The organism is Bacteroides sp. NSJ-48 (assembly GCF_014287405.1).
GTDB classification, from domain to species: domain Bacteria; phylum Bacteroidota; class Bacteroidia; order Bacteroidales; family Bacteroidaceae; genus Bacteroides; species Bacteroides stercoris.
In genome coordinates this window covers 97314-122646 of sequence record NZ_JACOOD010000003.1, presented here as the reverse complement: position 1 = coordinate 122646, position 25333 = coordinate 97314, and the positions used below count along the sequence as shown (strand labels likewise).

General features: G+C 43.1%; 20 protein-coding genes and 1 riboswitch. Of the genes, 15 read left to right on the top strand and 5 right to left on the bottom strand.

The window, feature by feature from the left end; translation table 11 throughout:
- The first annotated feature begins 136 nt into the window (after window positions 1-136).
- The 5 genes from H8S52_RS02525 (at window position 137) to H8S52_RS02505 (ending at window position 3966) form a co-directional block, all read left to right on the top strand.
- Window positions 137-610 carry a phosphatidylglycerophosphatase A gene (locus tag H8S52_RS02525; RefSeq protein ID WP_022103494.1) on the top strand — a complete coding sequence of 158 codons (474 nt, stop codon included), beginning with the start codon at window positions 137-139 and terminating at the stop codon, window positions 608-610.
- The gene (locus H8S52_RS02520) at window positions 595-1101 is read left to right on the top strand and encodes a GtrA family protein (RefSeq protein WP_005654807.1); all 507 of its coding nucleotides are present in this window, start codon (window positions 595-597) and stop codon (window positions 1099-1101) included. Before H8S52_RS02525 ends, H8S52_RS02520 begins: the two co-directional genes overlap by 16 nt.
- Window positions 1102-1112: 11 nt before the next feature.
- Window positions 1113-1763: a CDP-alcohol phosphatidyltransferase family protein gene (locus H8S52_RS02515; RefSeq protein WP_117985855.1), complete on the top strand. Its 651-nt coding sequence runs from the start codon at window positions 1113-1115 to the stop codon at window positions 1761-1763.
- A complete protein-coding gene (locus tag H8S52_RS02510; RefSeq protein WP_117985856.1) occupies window positions 1763-2695 on the top strand; it encodes a phosphatase PAP2 family protein in 933 nt (310 codons plus the stop codon). Before H8S52_RS02515 ends, H8S52_RS02510 begins: the two co-directional genes overlap by 1 nt.
- A 98-nt stretch (window positions 2696-2793) precedes the next feature.
- Complete coding sequence (locus H8S52_RS02505) at window positions 2794-3966, top strand: iron-containing alcohol dehydrogenase (RefSeq protein WP_117954412.1); 1173 nt, start codon at window positions 2794-2796, stop codon at window positions 3964-3966.
- A gap of 47 nt (window positions 3967-4013) precedes the next feature.
- Here H8S52_RS02505 and H8S52_RS02500 read toward each other — a convergent pair whose 3' ends face one another.
- Complete coding sequence (locus H8S52_RS02500; protein WP_005654811.1) at window positions 4014-5588, bottom strand: Rne/Rng family ribonuclease; 1575 nt, start codon at window positions 5586-5588, stop codon at window positions 4014-4016.
- A gap of 296 nt (window positions 5589-5884) precedes the next feature.
- Window positions 5885-6214 carry an HU family DNA-binding protein gene (locus H8S52_RS02495; RefSeq protein ID WP_005654813.1) on the bottom strand — a complete coding sequence of 110 codons (330 nt, stop codon included), beginning with the start codon at window positions 6212-6214 and terminating at the stop codon, window positions 5885-5887.
- A 144-nt stretch (window positions 6215-6358) separates the two neighbouring features.
- Between H8S52_RS02495 and mutY the strand changes: the two genes are divergently transcribed.
- The 4 genes from mutY (at window position 6359) to H8S52_RS02475 (ending at window position 9932) form a co-directional block, all read left to right on the top strand.
- Window positions 6359-7399 (top strand): A/G-specific adenine glycosylase, encoded by a 1041-nt coding sequence (mutY, locus tag H8S52_RS02490; protein WP_181987277.1) that lies wholly within the window; start codon window positions 6359-6361, stop codon window positions 7397-7399.
- Between the two features lie 72 nt (window positions 7400-7471).
- Window positions 7472-7927 (top strand): single-stranded DNA-binding protein, encoded by a 456-nt coding sequence (locus H8S52_RS02485; RefSeq protein WP_005654815.1) that lies wholly within the window; start codon window positions 7472-7474, stop codon window positions 7925-7927.
- A gap of 23 nt (window positions 7928-7950) precedes the next feature.
- Complete coding sequence (gldE, locus tag H8S52_RS02480) at window positions 7951-9303, top strand: gliding motility-associated protein GldE (protein WP_060385210.1); 1353 nt, start codon at window positions 7951-7953, stop codon at window positions 9301-9303.
- Window positions 9303-9932 (top strand): 4'-phosphopantetheinyl transferase superfamily protein, encoded by a 630-nt coding sequence (locus H8S52_RS02475; RefSeq protein WP_117954409.1) that lies wholly within the window; start codon window positions 9303-9305, stop codon window positions 9930-9932. Before gldE ends, H8S52_RS02475 begins: the two co-directional genes overlap by 1 nt.
- Here the strand turns inward: H8S52_RS02475 and H8S52_RS02470 are convergent, their stop codons facing one another.
- The 3 genes from H8S52_RS02470 to H8S52_RS02460 all read right to left on the bottom strand — a co-directional run bounded on the left by H8S52_RS02470 (window position 9933) and on the right by H8S52_RS02460 (window position 14283).
- Complete coding sequence (locus H8S52_RS02470) at window positions 9933-11306, bottom strand: tryptophanase (RefSeq protein WP_117907133.1); 1374 nt, start codon at window positions 11304-11306, stop codon at window positions 9933-9935.
- Between the two features lie 271 nt (window positions 11307-11577).
- A riboswitch (cobalamin riboswitch) is annotated at window positions 11578-11787 on the bottom strand.
- Between the two features lie 35 nt (window positions 11788-11822).
- The gene (locus H8S52_RS02465) at window positions 11823-13619 is read right to left on the bottom strand and encodes a cell wall metabolism sensor histidine kinase WalK (RefSeq protein ID WP_117907134.1); all 1797 of its coding nucleotides are present in this window, start codon (window positions 13617-13619) and stop codon (window positions 11823-11825) included.
- Window positions 13594-14283, bottom strand: a complete 690-nt coding sequence (locus H8S52_RS02460) for a response regulator transcription factor (protein WP_117985860.1) — start codon at window positions 14281-14283, stop codon at window positions 13594-13596. The genes H8S52_RS02465 and H8S52_RS02460 overlap by 26 nt, the downstream gene beginning before the upstream one ends.
- 193 nt (window positions 14284-14476) lie before the next feature.
- On the opposite strand from H8S52_RS02460, the gene H8S52_RS02455 reads away from it, so the two are divergent.
- The 6 genes from H8S52_RS02455 to H8S52_RS02430 all read left to right on the top strand — a co-directional run bounded on the left by H8S52_RS02455 (window position 14477) and on the right by H8S52_RS02430 (window position 25244).
- Window positions 14477-15679 carry a hypothetical protein gene (locus H8S52_RS02455; protein WP_117985861.1) on the top strand — a complete coding sequence of 401 codons (1203 nt, stop codon included), beginning with the start codon at window positions 14477-14479 and terminating at the stop codon, window positions 15677-15679.
- A gap of 410 nt (window positions 15680-16089) precedes the next feature.
- The gene (locus tag H8S52_RS02450; protein ID WP_117740384.1) at window positions 16090-19287 is read left to right on the top strand and encodes a SusC/RagA family TonB-linked outer membrane protein; all 3198 of its coding nucleotides are present in this window, start codon (window positions 16090-16092) and stop codon (window positions 19285-19287) included.
- 24 nt (window positions 19288-19311) lie between these two features.
- Complete coding sequence (locus H8S52_RS02445) at window positions 19312-21282, top strand: SusD/RagB family nutrient-binding outer membrane lipoprotein (protein ID WP_186909278.1); 1971 nt, start codon at window positions 19312-19314, stop codon at window positions 21280-21282.
- A 261-nt stretch (window positions 21283-21543) separates the two neighbouring features.
- The gene (locus tag H8S52_RS02440) at window positions 21544-22353 is read left to right on the top strand and encodes a DUF3805 domain-containing protein (RefSeq protein WP_016661348.1); all 810 of its coding nucleotides are present in this window, start codon (window positions 21544-21546) and stop codon (window positions 22351-22353) included.
- A gap of 78 nt (window positions 22354-22431) precedes the next feature.
- Window positions 22432-24321, top strand: a complete 1890-nt coding sequence (locus H8S52_RS02435) for an ABC-F family ATP-binding cassette domain-containing protein (RefSeq protein ID WP_005654832.1) — start codon at window positions 22432-22434, stop codon at window positions 24319-24321.
- Between the two features lie 71 nt (window positions 24322-24392).
- Window positions 24393-25244 carry a histidinol-phosphatase gene (locus H8S52_RS02430; RefSeq protein ID WP_186909277.1) on the top strand — a complete coding sequence of 284 codons (852 nt, stop codon included), beginning with the start codon at window positions 24393-24395 and terminating at the stop codon, window positions 25242-25244.
- The last annotated feature ends 89 nt before the right edge of the window (window positions 25245-25333 follow it).

Genomic DNA, 25333 nt, shown 5'->3' with positions numbered 1-25333 from the left:
AGGTAATAAAAGTGATAAGGCGATAGAGTGATTGGCAAGTTTCTGCTTGAAATGTCATCACTTTACTGCCTTACCACTTTTATGACTTTATCACCGCATTATCTTGTCACTTTTATTATTCTATCACTTTTTATCAATGAAGAAACCCTCTTTTTTCCCGGTTATCATCGGTACGGGCTTCGGTTCGGGCTTTTCTCCTTTCGCTCCGGGTACGGCAGGCGCTTTACTGGCCGTGCTTATCTGGTTCGGAATATCTTTCATTGTTTCGGAAATATGCCTGATATGGCTGACGGTGGCTCTTATTCTCTTTTTTACGGTAATGGGAGTATGGGCGACCAATCGTCTTGAACCTTTCTGGGGAGAGGATCCGTCACGGGTGGTGGTGGACGAAATGGTAGGAGTGTGGATTGCATTGCTGGCAGCACCGTCTGGAAATGTATGGTATGCGTTGGGGGCTTTTGCTCTCTTTCGTCTGTTTGACATATTCAAACCGTTAGGCATCCGTCGCATGGAAAGTTTTCCGGGCGGAATTGGCGTGATGATGGACGATATCTTGGCGGGAATTTATAGCTTTGTAGTCTTAATCGGAGTAAGATGGCTGATAAGCTGAAAGGAAAACCGGGATTTGCAGGCTGGCGTCATGCTGTTTGGGTCTTTATCAAGGCTCAGCTTTCGTCATACGTGGCAAGTCTCATAGATTTCTTGGTGACCATTCTGCTGGTTAAACTATCCGGACTTTTTTATTTGTATGCTACTTTTCTGGGCTCTGTAGTTGGCGGCGTGGTGAATTGCGTTATCAATTACGGGTGGGTATTTCATGCGGACGACTGCAAAAAGACGCATGTTGCACTGAAGTATCTTTTTGTCTGGGGAGGTAGTATTTTATTGAATACATGGGGCACGTTTGCCCTGACCGAGTGGCTGACGGGTATGCACTGGGTGGACGGATTGCTGGGACATTATATAAACGATGTGTTTATCCTGTCCAAGATTATCGTAGCCATCCTGGTGGCGTTCTTCTGGAACTATCATCTGCAACGGGTATTCGTATATCGTAATCATAATTTCGGGAAATTTATACGACAATATTTTAGAGACTAAATAGAACTGATATGAATTATAGAGATTGGCTGCAACAGTTGATTTATAAGATTATAAATCCGGTTGTGCATGGAATGATCAAGGTAGGCATTACGCCTAATTTTATTACTACTACCGGATTGGTGATGAACATCGTGGCTGCATGCGTATTTGTGTATGCGGGCATGTATAAACCGGGTGAGCTTGCTTATGTGGGCTGGGGAGGAGGTATTGTTCTCTTTGCCGGTTTGTTTGATATGATGGACGGGCGCGTGGCGCGTGTAGGTAATATGTCTTCTACGTTCGGAGCATTGTATGACTCGGTGCTCGACCGTTATAGCGAGATGGTGACGCTGTTCGGTATTTTCTATTATCTGATTTTGCAAGGGTATCTGTGGGGATCGATGATTACTTTTGTCGCATTGGTCGGTTCGCTTATGGTGAGTTATGTGCGTGCACGTGCCGAAGGATTGGGACTGGAATGTAAAGTAGGCTTCATGCAGCGTCCCGAGCGTGTGGTGCTGACCAGCCTTGGTGCTTTATTCTGTGGTATTTTCGGAGATTGCGAGGCGTTCGACCCTATGCTGATACTGATTGTTCCTATGGCCGTGATAGCCGTTCTTGCTAATCTGACAGCATTCGCGCGCATTGCGCATTGCTATAAATTATTAAAGAAACAATAATGAGAAAAGATATTTTTCCTTCTGTCAAAGAAGCGTTGCCTGTTGTTGTCCTTACAGCACTGTTCTTGTTGCTGACAGCCGTGTGTATAGGGTTGCGTACAGAGCATCTTTTAATGACGGGACTGTTTCTGATACTCTTTTTTGCAGGAAAAACAACCCGTAAATTGGCGGTAGCGCTACTTCCTTTTATCATCTTTGGCATTTCTTACGACTGGATGCGGGTGTATCCCAACTATGAGGTGAATCCTATTGATGTGCAGGGATTGTATGAGGCGGAGAAGTCCTTGTTCGGTATCTCGATTGATGGGACAAGATTGATTCCCTGCGAGTATTTTGCACAGAATCACTGTACGGTAGGCGATTTCTTTGCCGGTATATTCTACCTTTGCTGGGTTCCTGTTCCCATTGCATTCGGTCTGTGGCTTTATCTGAAAGGCGAACGCAAGGTATATCTTCGCTTTGCCATGGTCTTTCTGCTGGTAAATCTTATCGGGTTTGCCGGATATTATATTCATCCGGCAGCACCGCCCTGGTATGCCATGAATTATGGCTTTGAGCCGGTTCTCAATACTCCGGGTAATGTAGCGGGACTGGGGCGCTTTGACGAACTGTTGGGGTGCTCTGTCTTTCATTCCATTTATGGACGGAACGCCAATGTGTTTGCCGCTGTTCCTTCATTGCATGCGGCTTATATGGTGGTGGCTGTAGCATACGCTATTATGGGACGTTGCAAGAAATGGCTGATAGCTTTGTTCTCTGTTATCATGGCGGGTATCTGGTGGACGGCTGTCTATTCCGGACATCATTATCTGATTGATGTGATGTTGGGCATTTCCTGCGCGTTGCTGGGGGTTCTGGTATTTGAACAAGGGTTGATGAAGTGGGGAGCATTCAAGCGTTTCTTTGAAAGATACAGTCGGTATATAGGATAATTTATCAGGTGTGGATTAACGCAAATTTACGCAGGGGGCATTCTTTATCTTGAAACTCTGCGTATATTTGCGTTAATCTGTTTTTATGTTATAGGTATATGAATAATTTTGTCTTTTATAGTCCTACCGAATTTGTATTCGGCAAGGACACGGAAATGCAAGTCGGTGCCTTAGCCGGTAAGTATGGGGCACGGAAAGTAATGATTGTGTATGGTGGCGGTTCCGTGCTGCGCAGCGGGTTGTTGGACAGAGTGAAGCAATCTTTGCAGAAAGCCGGTATTCGTTATTGCGAGATGGGTGGTGTGCAACCTAATCCGGTGGATACGAAGGTGTATGAGGGGATTGAAATTTGCCGTCGTGAACAGGCTGATTTACTGCTCCCGGTAGGAGGCGGTTCTGTAATTGATACAGCAAAGGCTATTGCTGCCGGTGTACCTTATGAGGGCGATTTTTGGGATTTCTTTATAGGTAAGGCAAAAGTGACGGAAGCATTGAAAGTTGCTGTTGTGCTGACAATTCCTGCTGCGGGTAGCGAGGGCTCGGGCAACTCGGTGATAACGAAAGTGGATACCCTGCAAAAGCTAAGCTTGCGTGTGCCGGAATTGTTGCGCCCTGTCTTTTCCATTATGAATCCGGAATTGACTTATACATTGCCGCCTTTTCAGACGGCTTGCGGCATTGCCGATATGATGGTGCATATCATGGAACGTTATTTTACTAATACGCAGGATGTGGAGATTAGCGACTGTCTTTGTGAAGGTACGCTGACGGCTATCATTAAAGAAGCTTATCGCATAAAACAAAATCCGGGAGATTACGGTGCGCGCGCCAATATTATGTGGTGCGGAACGATTGCTCATAACGGGACTTGTGGTGTGGGTTGCGAGGAAGATTGGGCTTCGCATTTTCTGGAACATGAAGTCAGTGCGATTTACAACGTTACGCATGGCGCCGGATTGTCTGTAATAGTTCCGGCATGGATGACTTTTGTGGCCGGACATAATCCGAAAAAGATAGCCCGGTTTGCCAACCGTGTTTTCGGTGTTCCCGAATCGGAGGATTTGGAAGAGATGGCATTGGCGGGTGTATCCCGTTTGAAACACTTTTTCCGTTTTATAGGGCTGCCGGTTAACTTTAAGGAACTGGGTATTGAGAATCCCGATATAGACCGCTTGGCGGATAACCTGCATCGCAATAAGGGAGAGTTTGTGGGCAATTATGTGAAACTGACTAAACAGGACAGTAAGGAAATCTACCGTCTGGCACTGTGATAAACAAAAAAAACGGCGAAGTATCTTATCTGACTTCGCCGTTTCTTTTATTTGATTTCGATTTCTTCCTTCATGTCAATCTCTTCTCCCTGCGGATCGTAGAAAACATATTCCAGAAATGCTAATTTCTGACTTGGAATAATCTTGATTCCGAATCCGTATTTCATTTGCCATTTCCGTTTCAGTGAGAGAACTCCCTGATTGATGTAGGCAGCGATATACGGGTGGATGTGTAACGAGAATTTCTTTATCTTCAGTTTGTTGACAAGGTAGTCAATTTTACTCTCTAAAGTGTCCGTAAAGAGGATGGACGATTTAATAGTGCCTTTACCAAAGCAGGTTGGACAGGTTTCCGTAGTATTCACATCCATTGCCGGACGTACTCGTTGACGCGTAATCTGCATCAATCCGAATTTGCTGAGTGGCAGGATGTTGTGTCGTGCTCTGTCTTTCTGCATATTGGCACACATACGTTCGTAAAGCTTTTGTCTGTTTTCGGCTTCATTCATGTCGATGAAATCCACCACGATGATACCACCCATATCTCTTAGCCGCAATTGGCGCGCCAGTTCATCGGCAGCTCCCAGATTCACTTCCAGTGCGTTGGCTTCCTGCCCGTTGGCATTCTTGATGCGGTTACCGCTGTTCACGTCTACTACGTGAAGCGCTTCGGTGTGCTCAATAATCAGGTAAGCCCCGCTTTTGTATGAAACGGTTTTGCCGAATGACGATTTTATCTGTTTGGTGATACCGAAATTGTCGTAAATAGGAAGTTGTCCTTTGTACAGTTTTACAATTCCTGCCCGTTCAGGGGCGATGAGTGTTACGTAATCCTTGATTTCGTTGAATACAGCTTCGTTGTTCACATAGATGTTTTCGAAAGAAGGATTGAACAAGTCGCGCAACAAACCTACGGCGCGGCTGGTTTCTTCGTAAATCAGTGTCGGAAATTTGGTGGCTTTTTGTACTTTGACAATAGCTTCTTCCCAATGTTTTAATAGAACTTTAAGCTCTCCGTCAAGCTCGGCCACGCGTTTACCTTCGGCAACAGTGCGGACGATGACACCGAAATTCTTGGGTTTGATGCTCATCAGCAGTTGTTTGAGGCGGGCGCGCTCTTCACTTGATTTAATTTTTTGTGATACGGAAACCTTATCATTAAAGGGAATCAATACAAGATACCTTCCGGCAAAGGAGAGTTCGGAAGTCAGTCTCGGCCCTTTGGTTGAGATAGGCTCCTTTACGATTTGCACCACTACTTCTTGTCCTACCTTGAGTGTGTTGGATACTGTTCCGTCCTTTTCAAGGTCGGGAAGTATGGTTGCTTTGGTAATTGGATTAAGCTTTTTTTTGTCGCTTAAAGTTTGCTTTACGTATTTTTCTAATGAGTTAAATTGAGGACCTAAGTCCAGATAATGAAGAAAAGCATCTTTCTCGTAACCTACATCCACGAAGCAGGCATTCAGGCCCGGCATCAATTTCTTGACACGTCCCAAATACATGTTGCCCACAGAGAAGGAAATGTTTCTTCCTTCGCTTTGGAGTTCCACCAGGCTTTTGTCTTCGAGTAAAGCAATGGAAACTTCTTTGGGCTGTACGTCTACAACGAGTTCGCTTGTCACAATAATTTGCTTTTACATTTTTATTATACAGATGTTTTCTGTTCAGATTTACCGGTACATCAATCTTTTTTACATTGACGAACCGGTTTGATACTTAAACAAAGAACAAACCCGCGAGACAATTAGCTTCACAAGTTTGTTCTTTATTTTGTCCTTCAGACTAAAAATTACTTTTTGCTTTTATGTCTGTTCTTTCTTAGTCTTTTTTTACGCTTGTGCGTAGACATTTTATGTCTTTTTTTCTTCTTTCCGCTTGGCATAGCTTCAAAATTTTATGGGTTAATACTAATTGTTTATTATTTTTTCACAGCAATGGTGAATGTCTTGGCAGGTTTAAAAGCCGGAATGTTGTGTTCCGGAATAATGATAGTAGTGTTCTTTGAGATGTTACGAGCTGTTTTTTGAGCTCTTTTCTTTACTACAAAACTACCAAACCCGCGGAGATAAACATTTTCATCTTTAGATAAAGATGCCTTCACTGCGTCCATGAACGCTTCAACGGTTGCAAGCACTGTTACTTTGTCGATTCCGGTGTTCTTTGTAATTTCGTTTACAATATCAGCTTTAGTCATTTTTTTCTTAAAAAAAATATTATTACTATAGTTTTCTAATTTTTTGGACTGCAAATATATAGCTTTTTAGCGGCTCTAAAAAATATATTTTGGACATTTTTTGAAAAAAGTCAAAGCATTAGGTTTTGTTAGACTGAAAAACTGTATTTTTGTTCTTTTGAAAAAGGATGTGTGTCCTTTTGGGGTATGAAACTATATATGAATAGATTGACTGAAGCTTTATTGGATTGGTACGCGGATAATAAACGTGATTTGCCTTGGAGAGGCACTACTGATCCCTACCGGATATGGATTTCTGAGATTATTTTGCAGCAGACGAGAGTGGTACAAGGATATGAGTATTTTCTTCGTTTTATCCGCCGTTTTCCTGATGTGAGAACTTTGGCTTCGGCTTCGGAAGACGAGGTCTTGAAGTATTGGCAGGGATTGGGGTATTATTCTCGTGCCCGTAATCTGCATGCTGCTGCTAAGAGTATGAACGGTAAGTTTCCGGAAAGCTATCAGGAAGTGCGGGCTTTGAAGGGGGTAGGGGATTATACGGCTGCCGCCATTTGTTCCATAGCCTATAATATGCCCTATGCAGTAGTGGACGGAAATGTGTATCGTGTGCTTTCCCGTTATTGCGGCATTGATGTGCCTATTGACTCTACGGAAGGAAAGAAACTTTTTGCTGCTTTAGCTGATGAAATGCTCGATAAATCCTGCCCGGCTACTTATAATCAGGCTATAATGGATTTTGGGGCTATTCAGTGTACGCCACAGTCTCCTAACTGTATGTTTTGTCCTTTGGCGGATAGCTGTTCCGCCTTATCGAAAGGACAGGTTATGCAACTTCCCGTGAAGCAACATAGAACCAAGACGTCCAACCGTTATTTTAATTATATATATGTACGCATGGGCGCGTGTACCTTTATACATAAACGAACGGCTGATGATATTTGGAAAAACCTGTTTGAATTGCTATTGGTTGAAACGGATAGAAATCTATCGGAAGAGGAATTTTTATCATCCGCATCTTTTCGCTCACTTATAGCGGAAGGAGAGGTACCGGAAGTACGTTTGGTGTTTCGAAATGTGAAACATGTGCTGTCCCATCGGGTGATATACGCTAACTTTTATGAAGTGGTTTTGCCGGAGAACTCCCGTTCTTTTTCGGAATACCAGTGTATCAGAATGGAAGATTTGGAGCAGTATCCGGTATCTCGCTTGGTACATGCTTTTTTGGAGAAGTATTTATAAAAGTTGGCTGTATTCTTGCATGATGTTGTTATTCTCGCTAATTTTGGCAACAAATTTTAAAATTGAAAGCGTATGTCAGTAAATAAAGTGATATTATTAGGAAATGTAGGCAGAGACCCCGAGGTGAGGTATCTCGATACCGGTGTGGCTGTTGCTACTTTCCCCTTGGCTACTTCAGACCGTGCCTATACATTGGCAAACGGAACGCAAGTTCCTGAACGTACGGAGTGGCATAATCTTGTCCTTTGGCGCGGACTGGCAGAAACGGCTGAGAAATATGTGCATAAAGGAGACAAACTTTATGTGGAGGGTAAAATACGGACCCGTTCGTATGATGATCAGACCGGTGCAAAACGCTATGTAACGGAGATTTTTGTAGATAACATGGAAATGCTGTCTGCAAGAAGCGCAGCGCCCGGAACTACACCGCAGGCAGGTATATCCGGACAAACGGCTGCTCCTGTACAGTCAACACACTCGCAGGCTGCTCCTGCACAAAATAATCCAACGGACGATTTACCGTTCTAATTGTTTAACTAAAACCAAAATCTTTGGACCCAGACGCTTATTTATGCCAATTGGCAGATATTTTTAACAGTATAACTGTACATACTCCTTCTGTTTCGGCTATTATAGCTATTGTATTGGCTGGTGTGCTTTTGCTTGCTTCCGGTTTTGCTTCGGCTTCCGAAATTGCATTTTTTTCACTCTCGCCGTCTGATTTGAATTCTATTGAAGAGGGGAAACATCCTTCTGATGAGAAAATCAGAAATTTGTTGGATGATACAGAACGACTGCTGGCCACGATACTGATTACGAACAATTTCGTGAATGTGACCATTATCATGCTCTGTAATTTCTTTTTTATGAATGTATTCCAATTCCATTCGGTTATTGCGGAATTTTTAATCCTAACGGTTGTATTGACTTTTCTGTTGCTGCTTTTCGGTGAGATTATGCCGAAGATTTATTCAGCGCAGAAAACATTGGCATTTTGCCGTTTTGCAGCTCCCGGTATCATGGCATGCCGTTCCATATTCTATCCGTTGTCGTCGATATTGGTACGCTCCACTTCGTTTCTTAACAAGCATTTTGTGCGTAAAAATCATAATATATCAGTAGATGAGCTTTCTCATGCGTTGGAATTGACAGATAAAGCCGAGCTTTCGGAAGAAAACAATATATTGGAGGGTATCATTCGTTTTGGAGGTGAAACGGCTAAGGAAGTCATGACATCGCGTCTGGATGTGGTTGACTTGGAAATTCGCACTTCTTTTAAGGATGTGTTAAAGTGTATCGTGGAGAACGCTTATTCGCGTATTCCTGTTTATGCGGAAACACGTGACAATATAAAAGGGGTGCTTTATATCAAGGATTTGCTCCCTCATTTGAATAAAGGAGATAATTTTCGTTGGCAGTCATTGATTCGTCCGGCTTACTTTGTTCCGGAAACCAAGATGATTGATGATTTGCTGCGTGATTTTCAGGCAAACAAGATTCATATCGCTATTGTGGTGGATGAATTCGGAGGGACATCGGGTATTGTTACGATGGAAGATATTATTGAAGAGATTGTTGGGGAGATTCGTGACGAATACGATGATGAAGAACGTACTTATGCCGTACTCAATGACCACACATGGGTGTTTGAGGCTAAAACACAACTGACGGATTTCTATAAGATAACCAAGATAGATGAAGAAACTTTTGATGAAGTGGCAGGTGATGCCGATACTTTAGCAGGGCTTTTACTTGAGTTGAAAGGGGAATTTCCGGCGCTTCACGAGAAAGTAACTTATGGTTATTATGAATTTGAGGTTCTTGAAATGGATAATCGCCGTATCTTAAAGGTGAAATTTACAATAAATGAGCCAGTACGGGAGGGTTCTGAAACAGAGAAGTAATGCCCGTTTTTAAACAATATACAGAGAGTTCATACAAGTGGGGTATCTGGAAAGCAAGTGAAAGTTTGGAAGAATTGCTTGCTTTACTTCCTCATAAAGAAAAATATGAAGAGGGCATTGGAAAATTTACAGCCGTTTCTCGTAAGTTGGAGTGGCTGGCTGTGCGTGTATTACTATATACAATGCTTGGCGAAGAGAAAGAAATACACTATTATTCCAATGGCGGGCCCTATTTGGCAGACGGCTCTTTTTCCATCAGTATTTCACATACCAAAGGTTATGTAGCGGTTCTGTTAAGTGAGCCGGGGAAAAGAGTCGGGATTGATATTGAGTGTTATAGCGAGCGGGTACGGAAAGTGGCGCATAAGTTCATGCGTGAAGATGAAAAAAAATCCTTATTCAAAGGTACGGAAACCTGGTCGTTGTTGCTTCACTGGTCTGCAAAAGAAACCATGTTTAAATGTATGAACGCTTCCGATGTCGATTTTCGGGAACATTTGCATGTAATGCCTTTTACGCCTGACGAACAAGGTGTGTTCTCCGCCGCCGAATACCGTACGGCGGAGAAACAGATTTTTCAGATTTACTACTATTTGTTTTCAGACTTTGTCCTGACATTGAGTTTGTAGTTACAGCCTTTCCAATTGTACTGTAAAGTGACGCATTAGCGGAGCTTCCCAAGTAATACGTACTCCTCTTGTAATTGTTTCGCGTCTGTCATATACATTTTTGAGCGCAGCGGCTATTACATTCATGTGGTTATCGGTATACACGCGGCGTGGAATAGCCAGCCGGAGTAAATCCAGTCCGTTGAAGCGGTTTTCACGGGTAACGGGATCACGGTCGGCAAGTAAATAACCGATTTCACATCCGCGTATTCCGGCTTCCAGATATAGCTCGACGGTTAAAGTCTGTGCAGGAAACTCTTCTTTAGGAACATGTGTTAAAACTTTGGGAGCATCTACAAAAATTGCATGTCCTCCGGCGGGACGTTGGTACGGTATTCCGTATTCATCTAATTTTTTAGCCAGATATTCTATCTGGCGAATACGGGTTTCAAGATTATTAAATTCGGTGTTTTCATCCAAGCCGATGGCAAGTGCATTCATATCTCGGCCATTCATACCGCCATAAGTAAGGTAACCCTCGAATTGTACGCAGAATCCTTTTGCTCCTTCATACCAGTCTTGTCGGCGGGTTGCAATAAATCCTCCCATATTTACGATGCCGTCTTTTTTGGCGCTCATTGTCATACCGTCTGCAAGGGCAAACATCTCTTTGGTTATTTCCTTTATGCTCTTATCTTGGTAACCTTCTTCACGTGTCTTTATGAAATAGGCATTTTCGGCAAAACGGGCGGAGTCGAATATGACAGGTTTATTGTATTTATCGGCAATATTCCGGACTTCCCGTAAATTTTGCATGGAAACAGGTTGCCCGCCGGCTGTGTTATTGGTAATGGTAACAATGATAAATGGTATGCGGCTGTGATGTTCTTGTAATACTTTTTCCAGCTTTGCAGGATCTACGTTGCCCTTAAAGGGAATTTCCAGTTGCGTTTGCCGTGCTTCATCTATCGTACAGTCCAATGCTATTGCTTTTCGGCTTTCGATATGACCTTTGGTTGTGTCGAAATGAGAATTTCCCGGGATAATATCTCCTTCATGAACCAGATAAGAGAATAGTACATTTTCGGCAGCACGTCCCTGATGTGTAGGAATGACATATTCAAAACCGGTCAGGCGGGTAATGACTTCTTTCAATTTGAAGAAAGAAGAAGCCCCAGCGTAGCTTTCGTCTCCGAGCATGATACCGGCCCATTGCCGATCGCTCATGGCTCCTGTTCCCGAATCGGTGATAAGATCGATATAAACTTGTTCTGATTTTAGTTGAAAAACATTGTAATGGGCTTCTTTCAACCACTGTTCACGCTCCTGGCGGGTACTTTTACGAATAGGTTCCACCATTTTGATTTTCCATGATTCGGCAAATGGTAATTCCATAGATTATTTTTTATAAGTTAGACAATAGGTCAACGGATAAATCCGTTTTTGTGTTTTATGTGCCGAATATAATGATTTTATAGATGATGAACAATGTTTTTGATGACTTTCTGTAAAACAAATGTCCGGGCGAATCACTTCGGCCGGACATCATTTAAATAAACTTGGCAGAGTTTATTCTCTTTTACTTTCTTTGAAAGAGTTTTGATGAATGAAATGATTGGATAGAATTTATCCCGTTCATTAGACTCAACGCTTTTTCCTCGAAAGCAATGATAAGATAATGCATGGCAGGTCTTCTGACTTGTTTCTGTTGCAGGCTGCCTTCCCGGAAAATGTTTCCAGTGGCATGGAGAGAGAATTCATTGTCTGCAACATTATGTGAAACTTACAGCAGCGGGACTGTTCAGGACTTGCACCTGATTCCCTTTTAATCGCCTCCTTTGAAAAAAGTCGGCAAACCAATGCATCGCAAAGATAATGAAAAAAGTAACAAACCAAAATGAATAAAAGAAATTATTTCTCCTTTGCCAACGTAAAAACGAATTCCAGTCCGCCACCTTGATTATTCTTGGCGGAGATTGTTCCGCCATGAATGATGACGGCATTTTTTACGATGGCAAGCCCTAAGCCTGTACCGCCCAATTTTCGCGAACGTCCTTTGTCTACACGATAAAAGCGTTCGAACAAACGATTCAGATGTTCTGGTGAAACGCCTACTCCGGTATCTGCAAAACTGAAATAATAGAAGTTCTCATCCTCACGGAAACAGTTGATGTTGATGTAGATATTGGTTCCTGCATAAGCCATGGCGTTATCCATGAGGTTACGGAATATGGAGTAGAGTAATGAATAGTTACCCTTTAATTGTATTTTGGGATGTAAACCGTTGACTACCGTAATATGCTTTTCTTCCAGTTCCAATGATACTTCGTTGACTATATTGGTGACAAGCATGCTGATGTCTACTTTCTCCATATCAATCATATTGGCTGCTTCATCCATACGTGTCAGTACGGAGATATCCCGTAATAGACGGCTCAGCCGGTTGCTTTGGGCATAACACCGTTCAAGGAAAGTCTGCATCTTTTCGCGGGGGATGCTTTCATTGCTGACAATTGTTTCCAGATACCCTTGAATACTGCTTACAGGGGTTTTCAGTTCATGTGCAATATTCTGTGTCAGTTGGCGTTTCAAACGTACTTGTTCTTCTTCCTGTGTGATGTCATTAATGGATATTTCAAAACTCAGATCCTGGAAGATGATACATTCTACAATGAATATGCGCCCGTTTTTATTGATGTTGATGGAGAGACGCTTCTCTTCTTTATCCGAAGGCCTTCTTTGTGCCTTACTGATAAAATCGGTGATTTTTTGAAATTCGTAAATGGAAAATATCTCCTCGGTAGTTTGCAAGTTGGAATCGGAGATTAAATTGCCGTATTGTGTAAAGAGGTTATTGACTAAGATTTCTTTTTTGTCTTTAGTAAATACACCTAATCCTTCGCGAGAAGTCTGCAGGTGTGTAATCAGTTTCTCACGTTCGATATATAACGCTTCTTTGGTTTCCCGCAAACGTTTATATATCTGTATAATGTGCTGGGATATTTCGCCAAGTTCATTATGCGGGAAAGCAGATTGTATATCGGTTTCCACCGGTTCGTTTTTATCGGCGCGTTTGGCAAATTCCCGCAGATGGTTGATTGCCGTACCCAGTTTGGATGTAAACTTATAGAAAACGAATATCAGCAATAAAGTAACAATAGCTGTAAACCAGAGGTAATGCGGATCGGCAGCCAGACTATTTACCAGGTTTACATCATAGGGTAATGCCGAGCGAATGATATACTGGGGATAGAGAGTTGCCGAATAGAAGTAGGGTATGCCTGTTGTTTCGGAGGTGCGCCTTAAATCATATCCTTTGCCGTTCTTTAATGCTTTTTGGACTTCCTGACGATCAATGTGATTGCTGAATGCTTCTTGGGAAGTTTCATTGTAACTGTCATAAAGGACGCGGCCTTGTAAATTTACGATAGTGACACGAAGGTCTCTGTATGAGCCTTTGGCTATATACCGGTTTAAAGTAGATGTCCATAGACTGTCCGGAATACTTCGCAACTCCTGTTGCAAGCGTTCGTTATAGTCTTGGAGTTGCGTGTCGAGCAGTTCTACTTTATACTCTTTCTCTCGTTGATATTGATAAGCAATAAAACAGGCTGCAAAGACAAGAAATAATGAGATTACCGAAAGAAATAACTTCCGGCTGAATGACAGGAAGTGTCTGTCATTATTCGGCTTCGAAGCAATAACCATATCCTAAGCGAGTTACAATACATTTGCCATATATTCCTATCTTTTTGCGCAGGCGGGTGATGTTTACGTCTATAGTGCGGTCCAACACATATACTTCGTCACTCCAGATGCGGCTCAATATGTCTTCGCGGGAAAATACGCGTCCTTTGTTTTGCAGTAGCAAGAGCAGTATTTCGAATTCTTTTTTGGTGAGGGGAGCTTCCTCTCCGTCTATGCTTACTTTCTTTTTGATGATATCAAGCACTAATGATTTATAGGCAATTTGTTCAGGTGCGCGCTCCGTTTCAGTTTGCCGGGTACGGCGTAATACGGCTTTAACGCGTGCTGCTACTTCGCGTAAGGAGAAAGGCTTGGAGATATAGTCGTCTGCTCCTATATTAAATCCGGTTACCGTATCATTTTCGGTGTCTTTGGCTGTGATAAAGATGATAGGAATTTGGGCCGTTTTCTTTTCTTTCTTTAGCATACTTGCCATTTTGAATCCGGAAATTTCCCCCATCATCACGTCCAATAATAGCAGGTCGTAAGTACTGATGTCCATTTTCAAAGCATCTTCGGCAGAGTTTGCGGTATCTACTTCGTAGCCTTCATTCTCAAGGTTGAACTTTAAGATTTCGCATAAATCTTCTTCGTCGTCTACTACTAAAATCCGATATTCGTTCATTGTATTTCTGAATTAATGTAATGAGAGACGCACAGAGTCTCTTTATTACAAAGTTAAACTTTATTTCTTTTCTTCGACAAAATTGCGGCGTTTTTGTTACGATGGAATGAAACAAGTATTACATTGCGATTACAAAATCTCTCTTGCAACTAATTAAGTATTATCTTTGTAGTGTTTTAAGAAGGGTTACTATATGAAAGAATTAATGGATATAAAGAGATGGGGGCAATCTAAGTGGCGTATGCCGTTAATAGTGACTGTATTGGCTGTTGTAATCATTGGCTCGATTTGGTTGAACGTCGCTCCTTTCCGTTCCGGTTTTGAGATAACGGATGAATTGGGCGGGAATATTTTTCCTTCCAGCATTTTGTCTGTTGCAACGACAGATGCCCAGGTGATTGTGCCGGCTGATTCGATGTTTGTGGGAAACCCAAAATCTTGTATCGCTGTGAAAGTCCGGTCGGCAAAGGCTTATAGCCGGGTGAGGATAGAAGTTGCGGAAACCCCTTTCTTTTCCCGTTCCGTTTCGGAGTTTGTATTGGCAAGGCCACGTACCGAGTATACAATCTATCCCGATATTATCTGGAACTATGAAGCCTTGAAGAATAATAATCAGGCGGAGCCGATTAGCGTTGCCGTTACGGTAGAGATGAACAGGAAAGAGTTGGGGCAGCGGGTACGTACTTTTTCGGTGCGCAGTATCAATGAGTGTTTATTGGGGTATGTTACGGGAGGTACGAGATTTCATGATACCGGAATATTCTTTGCTGCTTATGTCAATGAAGAAAATCCTATGATAGACCATTTGCTGCGGGAAGCATTGAATACTCGTATTGTGAATCGTTTCCTCGGTTATCAGGGTAGTCCTGAGGCTGTCGATAATCAGGTTTATGCCTTGTGGAATGTTTTACAGAAACGTAATTTCCGGTATAGTTCGGTTTCTAATACAAGCCTGTCCAGCAATGTGGTTTTCTCTCAACGTGTTCGTACATTCGATGATGCCTTGGAGTCATCGCAAATTAATTGTGTGGATGGGAGTGTTCTGTTTGCTTCTTTGCTGCGTGCCATAAATATTGAGCCGATATTGGTACGTACACCCGGACATATGTTTGTTGGTTATTATACTGATGCAAATCATAAAGATATGAAATTTCTTGAGACCACCATGATTGGGGATGTGGATTTGGACGATTTCTTTCCTGATGAACGGCTGGATTCTACTATGGTGGGAAAAACGCAGAATCAGATGTCCCGTATAACCTTTGATAAGTCTAAAGAGTATGCAAGTCGGAAATATAAAGAGAATGAAAAGGGCATTCATTCCGGCAGATTGAATTATATGTTTTTGGAAATATCCAAGGATGTAAGAAGGCGGATACAACCTATAGGAAAATAGTAAAGGTTGAATAGTTTATAAGATTAAATAGTACTTTGGGAACTTTGTTTCCAATCACTCACGTTTTCTAATTGCTTGCACTTCTGTTTTAATATTTTTTTTATTTTATGTATTTTGTGGATATAAATGTTTGTTTTTGATTGTTAATAATACCGCCGCTTTTTCAGCAATTTTCTATTTTCCAAAAATGTGATAAAAGAATTAACAGAATGATAATAAACGTGTAGCCGTTTATTATATACGCTACTTATCCGATAAGAAATAATAATGTTTATTGTTTTATATTTGCCAATATTTTAAAATTACAAAAGCAAATATATTAATATTTATTTAATATATTTTAAATACACCTCTCTTTGATTTGCTGAATTAATTTATAAATTTGCAAATAAATCCAAATAAAAGAGCTTATGAAAAGAAATTATTGCTTATCATTAGTGTTGCTTGCATTGCTTGGGATGTCTGTGCCATATTCGGTTGTTGCTGCTGATAATGCGCTAAGTTCCCAAAGTACTCAGCAAGCCAAAACAATCACAGGTAAAGTAGTGGATGTTGCAGGCGAACCGATTATTGGAGCCAGTGTATTGGTGAAAGGTTCTAGTACAGGTTCTGTTACTGACATCGATGGAAAATTCTCGGTAGAAGCTCCAGTGGGTAGCACATTGGTAGTCTCATTTGTTGGATATGCTACGGAAGAAGTGAAGGTAGGAGCGGCAAGCGACTATACGGTTACCCTGAAAGATGATACCCAATCATTGAGTGAAGTTGTTGTAACGGCTATGGGCATTAAGAAAGAGAAAAAGGCGTTAGGTTATTCTGTTTCGGATATTAATTCCAAAGAGTTGATGAAGAACAAGCAAACGAATGTGGTAAACTCTTTGGCTGGTAAAATCCCCGGTGTGAATATTACGCAGGCAGGTGGTGCTGCGGGTGCCGGTTCCAATATTGTAATTCGTGGCGGTAACTCTGCCAGCGAATCTCGTGATAACCAGCCCTTGTTTGTTGTAGACGGTATTATCTATGATAACTCTACAGTAAATACCGGTAATTCCGGTACGGATGGCATGACGAAAACTGCAACTACTTTCAGTAACCGCGTAATGGATATTAACCCTGAAGACATTGAGAGCATGTCCGTGTTGAAAGGTGCTGCGGCTGCTGCGCTGTATGGCTCTCGTGCTGCTAATGGCGTTATTATCATTACGACCAAGAAAGGTGAAGAGGGTGCTGTAAGGGTGAATGTAAGCAGTAAATATACCTATTCATGGGCTAATAAATTACCGGAAGTTCAAAAACTGTATGGCCGTGGAGAATATAACACTTCCGGTGCTTTTATTGATAAGACGATGGATTCCTGGGGAGATCGGATTGATGGTATGGCTTATGATAATATAGATGATTTCTTTCAAGGAAGTAGTGTTTGGGATAATAGTGTAAGTGTGTCCGGCGGTAGTAAGAACGGTTCTTTCTATTTATCCGGTTCCAATTATCATCAGTCCGGCATTATTCCTACAACTGGTTATGACAAGACGACTTTCCGCTTTAATGGTGAACAGAAATACGGCATCCTGACAGTAGGAGCCAACGTTTCTTATTCGCAGGCAAGTACTGATAAGACACTGACCAGTGCAGGTTTGTACGGACAGGGCGGTAACGGTGCAATGACCGCTGTTTACGGATGGCCTGTCGACGATCAGATGAGTCGCTATCTGAATGATGATGGTAGTAAATACCGCATATTGGAGGGTTTGCAGGATTTGGAGGATGATGTTGAAAATCCGTATTGGATTCTGAATAAAAATACTTTGACGGACGAAACATCCCGTTTTACGGGTGCCGTCAACGCAAGCCTCAAACTGACAGACTGGTGGGATGTTTCCGCACGTGCGGGTATTGATAAGTACACTACCAGTTCCAATACGCTTCGGCGTCCGGGTGGTGCGGTCAAGCAGATATATCAGAACGGTTATATGTCCAAAGGTGATGTGAATTACCAATACATTACTACGAATGTGATGTCTAACTTCCATAAGACTTTCGGTGATTTTGATTTGAATCTTCTGGTAGGTACTACTACAGAAGCTACGAAGACAACGAATAACACCCGTTGGGGGTATAATTTTGTAACGGAAGGGCTTTACAGTTTCAACAATATTATTAAAGCCAACCAGTATTTCAAAGAGAGTACGGTACGCAAACGCATGGTAGGTCTTTACGGTGAATTCCGTGCTTCGTACAAGAATCTTGTTTATCTGACAGTGACCGGACGTAACGACTGGTCTTCTACATTGCCGGTGAATAACCGTTCTTATTTTTATCCTTCCGTAAGCGGTTCGTTTGTGTTTACCGAACTGCTGCCGAAAAACAACGTACTTTCATTCGGTAAGATCCGCGGTTCATGGGCACGGGTAGGTAAAGATGCCGATGCCTATTCTTTGGGATACTATATGTGGCCGGTAGCTACGCTGAACGGTGGCAAATATGGTATGGGCAACAGTTGGACAGGCGGTAGTGTCGGTTTGAAACCTGAAATACAGGATTCTTATGAATTGGGTTTGGAAATGCGTTTCTTCAACGGACGTTTGGGCTTTGACTATACTTACTATCAAAGCAAGACGAAAGACCAGATTTGTGCACCGCGTTTGGCACAGTCTACGGGATACATTTTCCTTACGCTGAATGGCGGTTCGGTAGAAAATAAGGGTATGGAGCTTTCGATTACAGGTAAACCTATTGTAACGAAAGACTTCCAATGGGAAACGACATTGAATCTTTCCGGTAATCGTGGACGATTGGGAGACTTTATCGACGGTGTGGATATTTTCTATGTAACGGATGCGCAGGTTGGTGCAGCCAAAGCCGGTTCAATACCCAATGGTGGTTATTTTTTGGGATTGACGGGTAATAAGTATGAAACGGCTCAAGGGCCCGACGGCAAGATGTACAATGTTATCGACCCGTCTACAGGCTTGTATAAGGATACGCAAGTTGAAACCAATATTGTGGGTAACCGTGAACCGAAGCTGATAGGTGGTTTTAATAATAGTTTCAGCTATAAGAATTTCAATCTTTCTTTCTTGTTCGATATCCGTCTGGGAGGTGACATCTATAATGGGACTGAATACTATCTCGTGACGAAAGGATTGAGCACAAAGACAATAAACAGAGAATCCGTATCATTTACGGGTGTTGTCAATACAGGCACTGCTGCAAAGCCGTCTTATGAAACCAAAACAATTACCTATAATGCCAATGAAACTTATCAGGTTGGTAACTCTACCCGTTCCGGCAAGTATATGATTCAGGAGTATTATAAGAATTATGCCAAGAACGCCTATAACTTTATAACTGACACCAATTGGCTGCGTTTGCGTTCTATTTCCTTGTCCTACGATTTCAAGGATTTGTTGAAGAAACAAAACATAATCAAGGGGCTGACTGCTACAATTACAGGAACTAATCTGTTTGTTTGGACAAACTACAAGGGTATGGATCCCGAAACATGCGTTTCAGGTTCCGGTACAGGTGGCTCCGGTTCTGCTGGTATCGACTATTGCGGTGTTCCGGCCACAGCCGGCATGTCGTTTGGCATTAATCTTACATTCTAATAACAGATTTAAAAAGATAAGAGTATGAAGAAACTAATACATATTGCACTTGGCTTGGCGCTTGTGTTCGGTATGTCTTCTTGCGAGGACTACCTGGATGTGAATACAGATCCGGATAATCCGGTTTCCGAAACCGTATCACCGCAGCTTCGCCTGCCGTGGATACAGAACTATTATGCTTACGCATGGGGTACAGCCAGTATGCGTACCAATACGATTGCCGGTATCATGACACAGACTGGCGGCACGGCTGCCAACAGCCTCTTGTCATCATGGAATCCTGCCCAAAGTTCATGTACCACTATTTATCAGAATTTTTATCTGGGTGCAGGTGTGAATATCGATCCTTTGATAGAGAAGGCGGAAGCGGAAGGAGCTTATCATTATGAAGGTGCAGCTTATTGCATTAAGGCGATGGGATTTATGATGATGCTCGACTTGCATGGCGAGCTGCCTGTTCAGGAAGCGTTTACCGGTAAAACCAATCCGGCTTATGATGACGGTAAAACTATGTATGAACTCTGTATGGGTTATTTGGACAAAGCTATCGAGAATTTTGGCAAGCAGCAGAACGCCACGGCTCCCGCATTGAGTGCAGGCGATTTATGGAATGACGGAGAAGTTTCTAAGTGGCTGAAATTATGTTATGGTCTGAAAGCCCGTTATTTGCTGAAATTATCCAAGAAAGCGGATTTGTATGATCCGGAAGCTATTTTGACGGCATTGAACTCTGCGCCTCAGTCGAATGATGACAACACCATTATGAAACATTATAATGTGGAAGGGGATGAGGTTAATTTTACGGTGAGCGACCCTTATCAGGCTTCCGTTATTTGGGATTGTACCGGATATGGCTCGACACAACGTCTGACGCGCTGGTATGTTAATCTGTTAACTAATAAATTTATAGGTGGTTCGGGTGCGGAAGACCCCCGTTTGTCAAAGCTTGTCCCTGCTATGATGACAAATGTGAAACTGAATGCTGATGGTAAAATAATGGCTAATGAATGGATTCGTGATGCCGGAGTGGATGTGATACATTCCACTACACGCGCAGAAGGCGGTCCAGTAGCGGCTTTGTTCGTAACGGGCGGAGAGACTGGTTATAATAAGGAAAAAGGTGGATTTATGATAACTTATGATTTATCCAAAGCGGATAATGAAACAAAGACTAAGTTTATTGCTGATGCCCAGGCTATACACCAGACAACGGTCGATGGCAACAATGTGACCGTGCTTTATCAAAAGGGGGCTGCATATTGCAATAATAAGGATTATAAGCGTGCAGGTGATACTATTTATGTAAATTTACGTTCTAACGGTATGGCCAATAGCGGGCGGAACACTACGGATATGTATTACTATACCGATGCGAAATCAGACTATGTGGGCGGTACAGGTACATTCTATGCACGTCCTAATTCAGATTCCGATATTCTTACTTATTCGGAAATGTGCTTTATCAAGGCGGAAGTCCTTTTCCGCAAAGGAGATACCGATGGTGCATTGGATGCCTATCAAAAAGGCATAAAGGCAAACTTTGATCGTATGCAGGCTAAATTGAAATCATGGGAAGCCGAAGGAACAAAGAATCCGGATCAGAAGCCGATGGATGAAGGTGAAATCAGTATTTATATGACAAGTTCTTCCGTATGTCAAAATGCTGCTAATCTGACCTTGTTCGAGATTATGCGTCAGAAGATTATCGCATTGGGTATCAATACCGAAAATTGGAATGATATGCGCCGTTTGGATTATGACTATGTGGATTACGACCGTCCGCAGGATTTCACGGCTGTCAGTAAGATTGTAGGCACTTCTAAGAATGAGCCTACTTATTGGTTCCGTCGTTTCAGTCAGAGTACTCATGAGAGTAACTATAACCTGACTCAGCTAAAGGCATCCAACAAGCAAGCCATGACAGACCCGATTTGGTCGTGTCCGGTTTGGTGGGATTGTGCGACAGATAATGAGTATTACGGTTACATTAAGTAGGTCATAACCTTATTAGTTTATAGAATGTTAATTTAAATATCTTAAAATCTTGATGCACATATTATTTCATTGATTATCTTTGCACTCGAAATATGGATTTATAAGATATATTAAAATATTGGAGACCTAAACAGTCTTCATTCATAGATGATGATTGGAACAGCCGGTTCGTGAGAATCGGCTGTTTTTTGTTGGGTTTGTTTGCATATCAACAGCGGTAATGTTACTTTTGCAAGAAAGAACCCATTTAGTCAATGAAGTATGAAACAAGGTAAGAAATACATTTCTCCGGGAGCATGGTTCTCTATGGTTTATCCGGCAGACTGGAACGAATTTGAAGACGGGGAAGGCTCTTTCCTGTTTTATAATCCTAACGAGTGGACCGGTAATTTCCGTATATCGGCTTATAAGGGAGATACTGCATACGGCAGGGAATCTGTTAAGCAGGAACTCAAAGAGAATACTTCGGCCACACTTGTGAAAATAGGGCGTCTGGATTGTGCGTACAGTAAGGAGATGTTCGAGGAAGAAGGAACATACTACACTTCCCATCTCTGGATAGCTGGGATAGACGATGTTGCTTTTGAATGCTCGTTTACGGTGCGTAAGGGAGAGCCGGTGGCAGAGGCCGAAAGCATCATAGCTTCATTGGAAGTCCGTCGGGCTGGCCAAAAATATCCGGCAGAGATAATTCCGGTGCGCCTATCGGAAATTTACCGGATAAACGAAGCATACGAGTGGGTATGTACCACTGTAAAAGAGCAGTTGAAGAAAGACTTCCAGGGACAGGAAGAAGATATAGCCAATATGCAGCAGGTCATAGACAGCGGCAGCATAGGCGCCAAGAAAAAAGAGGTATGGTTGTCGCTGGGTATTACGCTTTGTGTGATTTTGGCTAATGAAGTAGACGGCTTGGAATGGCGCACGCTTATCGATGGCAATCGTGAAGCCCCTGTTCTGACGAGTGTTGCGGGCGATACCGTGATAGATCCGATGAAATTGGTATGGAGCAAAGTCAAAGCCGGAGAGCCCTGCAATCTTGCAGAGGTTTACCGGAATTTACTTTCATGACAAGCCATTGCCCGATTCATATTGCCGTCTGCATGGCAATTTCTCAATTTTAATTCTCAACTCTCAATTTAATAAGTTTTGGCAGCAGTAAATTCAATCCTTCAAGTGGAAAACCTGACTAAGTCGTTTGGCGACTTGGTACTATTCGAGAATATATCCTTTGGTTTGTCCGAAGGGCAACGGGTGGGGCTTATTGCCAAGAATGGCAGCGGCAAGTCCACACTGCTTAATATCCTTTCCGGAAAAGAAGGCTATGACGGCGGTACAATCTCTTTCAGACGTGATATACGTGTCGGCTATCTGGAACAAGACCCTCAATATCCGGAAGAGCTGACTGTGTTGGAAGCATGTTTTCATCATGGCAACAGTACCGTAGAGCTGATAAAGGAGTATGAACGTTGCATGGAGACGGAAGGGCATCCCGGTTTGGATGAAATTCTGGTGCGCATGGACCATGAGAAGGCCTGGGAGTATGAGCAGAAAGCCAAACAAATTCTTTCCCAACTCAAAATCCGCGATTTCAATCAGCAGGTGAAGTCTCTGTCCGGCGGACAATTGAAACGTGTGGCGCTTGCCAATACGCTTATCACCGAACCCGATCTCCTTATATTGGATGAGCCTACCAACCACCTCGACCTGGATATGACCGAATGGCTGGAAGATTATCTGCGCCGTACCAACCTCACTCTGCTGATGGTGACGCACGACCGCTACTTCCTCGACCGCGTCTGCTCGGAGATAATCGAGATAGACAATCGCCGTATATACCAGTACAAGGGCAATTACAGCTATTATCTGGAAAAACGCGAAGAGCGCATCGAAGCCAAGACCGTAGAGATAGAACGCGCCAATAACCTGTATCGTACGGAGCTTGAATGGATGCGGCGTATGCCGCAAGCCAGAGGGCATAAGGCACGTTACCGGGAAGATGCTTTTTATGAATTGGAGAAGGTAGCCAAGCAACGTTTCAATAACGACAATGTAAAGCTGGATGTAAAGGCATCCTATATTGGCAGCAAGATATTCGAGGCAGACCACCTCTATAAGTCCTTTGGCGACTTGAAGATACTGGATGATTTCTCCTACATCTTCGCCCGCTATGAGAAGATGGGCATCGTGGGGAATAACGGTACGGGAAAGTCCACCTTCATCAAGATACTGATGGGACAGGAGTTGGCGGATAGTGGTACGCTGGACATCGGCGAAACCGTCCGTTTCGGCTATTATTCGCAGGAGGGTTTGCAATTTGACGAGCAGATGAAAGTCATCGATGTGGTGCAGGACATCGCGGAAGTGATAGAGCTGGGTAACGGCAAGCGTCTGACGGCATCGCAGTTTTTGCAACATTTCCTCTTTACGCCTGAAACGCAGCACAGCTATGTCTATAAGCTGAGCGGTGGCGAGCGCCGCCGTCTCTATCTGTGTACGGTGCTGATGCGCAATCCTAATTTCCTGGTTCTGGACGAGCCTACCAACGACCTGGACATCGTTACGCTGAACGTATTGGAAGAGTACTTGCAGAACTTCAAGGGATGTGTGATTGTGGTGAGCCACGACCGCTACTTCATGGATAAGGTGGTGGACCACTTGCTGGTGTTTAACGGGCAGGGAGACATCCGCGATTTCCCCGGCAACTATACGCAGTATCGTGACTGGAAGGATGTGAAAGCCGCCCAAGAGAAGGAAAAGGAAAAAGAAGCGGCTAAAACTCAGGAAGAAAAGACTGCGAAAGTGCGTCTGAATGAAAAGCGCCGTATGTCTTTCAAGGAGAAGCGCGAATTTGAACAACTCGAACAGGAGATTGCGGCATTGGAAGCCGAAAAGCAATCCATTGAAGAGGCGTTGTGCAGCGGTGCGCTATCCGTAGAGGAATTGACGGAGAAGTCAAAACGCTTGCCGGAACTGACGGACTTGATTGATGAAAAGACCATGCGCTGGCTGGAACTGAGCGAGATAGAGTCGAACTGAGAACTAGCTCCGGTTTTTATCGGCAGACTGATGAGGCGCCGGAATTAAGAATCTAACTAAAATATACGAGAATGAGCAGAAGCAAGAATCTGACGAACTATCATAGTCACAGCCTGTATTGTGACGGACGTGCCAGCATGGAAGATTTCGTGCGGTTTGCCTTGAGCGAGGGATTTACTTCGTATGGCTTTTCATCCCATGCCCCGTTGCCTTTTTCTACGGCATGGACTATGGAGTGGGACCGTATGAACGACTATCAGGCCGAATTTCATCGGATAAAGGAAAAGTATGCCGGAAAGATAGAACTTTATCTCGGCTTGGAAATAGATTATTTAAATGAAGAGAGCAATCCGTCTGCTGCCCGTTTTCGTGAACTGCCGCTGGATTATCGCATCGGTTCCGTGCACATGCTGTATAATGAACGGGGCGAAGTGGTGGATGTGGATGTTCCGGCCGATGTTTTCAGGCAGATGGTAGATAAGCAGTTTGGCGGCGACTTGGAGCAGGTGGTGCGCTTGTACTACGGACGGTTGAGGCGTATGCTGGAGTTGGGCGGGTTCGATGTAGTGGGACATGCGGACAAGATGCACTATAATGCTGCTTGCTATCGTCCCGGTCTGCTTGACGAGGCTTGGTATGATACGCTCGTGAAAGAGTACTTTGAAGACATTGCCGCACGAGGCTATCAGGTGGAAATCAATACCAAGTCTTACTATGATTTGGGCACTTTCTATCCCAACGGACGTTATTTCCCGTTATTGCGCAGTTTGGGCATCCGCGTTCAGGTCAATAGCGACTCTCACTATCCGGAGCGGATTAACAGCGGTCGCCCGGAAGCATTGCGGGCATTAAAGCAGGCAGGGTATGGAACTGTGATGGAGATGTACAACGGGGTATGGCAGGAGATGCCGATAGTGTTATAAGAATCCTGCAAAACGGGAATCCGGTAGTTTGTTCCTCAAAAATTGTATTAAGACGTGCACCTGATGCTCTTTTTAGGCACAGATTTCAC

Excerpts from the sequence above, each read along its gene's own strand:
- H8S52_RS02475 (WP_117954409.1), top strand. The coding sequence starts at position 9,303 with ATGCCCGTTTTTAAACAATATACAGAGAGTTCATACAAGTGGGGTATC.
- H8S52_RS02455 (WP_117985861.1), top strand. The coding sequence starts at position 14,477 with ATGAAAGAATTAATGGATATAAAGAGATGGGGGCAATCTAAGTGGCGT.
- H8S52_RS02485 (WP_005654815.1), top strand. The coding sequence starts at position 7,472 with ATGTCAGTAAATAAAGTGATATTATTAGGAAATGTAGGCAGAGACCCC.
- H8S52_RS02430 (WP_186909277.1), top strand. The coding sequence starts at position 24,393 with ATGAGCAGAAGCAAGAATCTGACGAACTATCATAGTCACAGCCTGTAT.
- H8S52_RS02465 (WP_117907134.1), bottom strand. The coding sequence starts at position 13,619 with ATGGTTATTGCTTCGAAGCCGAATAATGACAGACACTTCCTGTCATTC.
- H8S52_RS02515 (WP_117985855.1), top strand. The coding sequence starts at position 1,113 with ATGAATTATAGAGATTGGCTGCAACAGTTGATTTATAAGATTATAAAT.
- H8S52_RS02525 (WP_022103494.1), top strand. The coding sequence starts at position 137 with ATGAAGAAACCCTCTTTTTTCCCGGTTATCATCGGTACGGGCTTCGGT.
- H8S52_RS02510 (WP_117985856.1), top strand. The coding sequence starts at position 1,763 with ATGAGAAAAGATATTTTTCCTTCTGTCAAAGAAGCGTTGCCTGTTGTT.
- mutY (WP_181987277.1), top strand. The coding sequence starts at position 6,359 with ATGAATAGATTGACTGAAGCTTTATTGGATTGGTACGCGGATAATAAA.
- H8S52_RS02440 (WP_016661348.1), top strand. The coding sequence starts at position 21,544 with ATGAAACAAGGTAAGAAATACATTTCTCCGGGAGCATGGTTCTCTATG.
- H8S52_RS02460 (WP_117985860.1), bottom strand. The coding sequence starts at position 14,283 with ATGAACGAATATCGGATTTTAGTAGTAGACGACGAAGAAGATTTATGC.
- H8S52_RS02520 (WP_005654807.1), top strand. The coding sequence starts at position 595 with ATGGCTGATAAGCTGAAAGGAAAACCGGGATTTGCAGGCTGGCGTCAT.
- H8S52_RS02445 (WP_186909278.1), top strand. The coding sequence starts at position 19,312 with ATGAAGAAACTAATACATATTGCACTTGGCTTGGCGCTTGTGTTCGGT.
- H8S52_RS02450 (WP_117740384.1), top strand. The coding sequence starts at position 16,090 with ATGAAAAGAAATTATTGCTTATCATTAGTGTTGCTTGCATTGCTTGGG.
- H8S52_RS02470 (WP_117907133.1), bottom strand. The coding sequence starts at position 11,306 with ATGGAATTACCATTTGCCGAATCATGGAAAATCAAAATGGTGGAACCT.
- H8S52_RS02505 (WP_117954412.1), top strand. The coding sequence starts at position 2,794 with ATGAATAATTTTGTCTTTTATAGTCCTACCGAATTTGTATTCGGCAAG.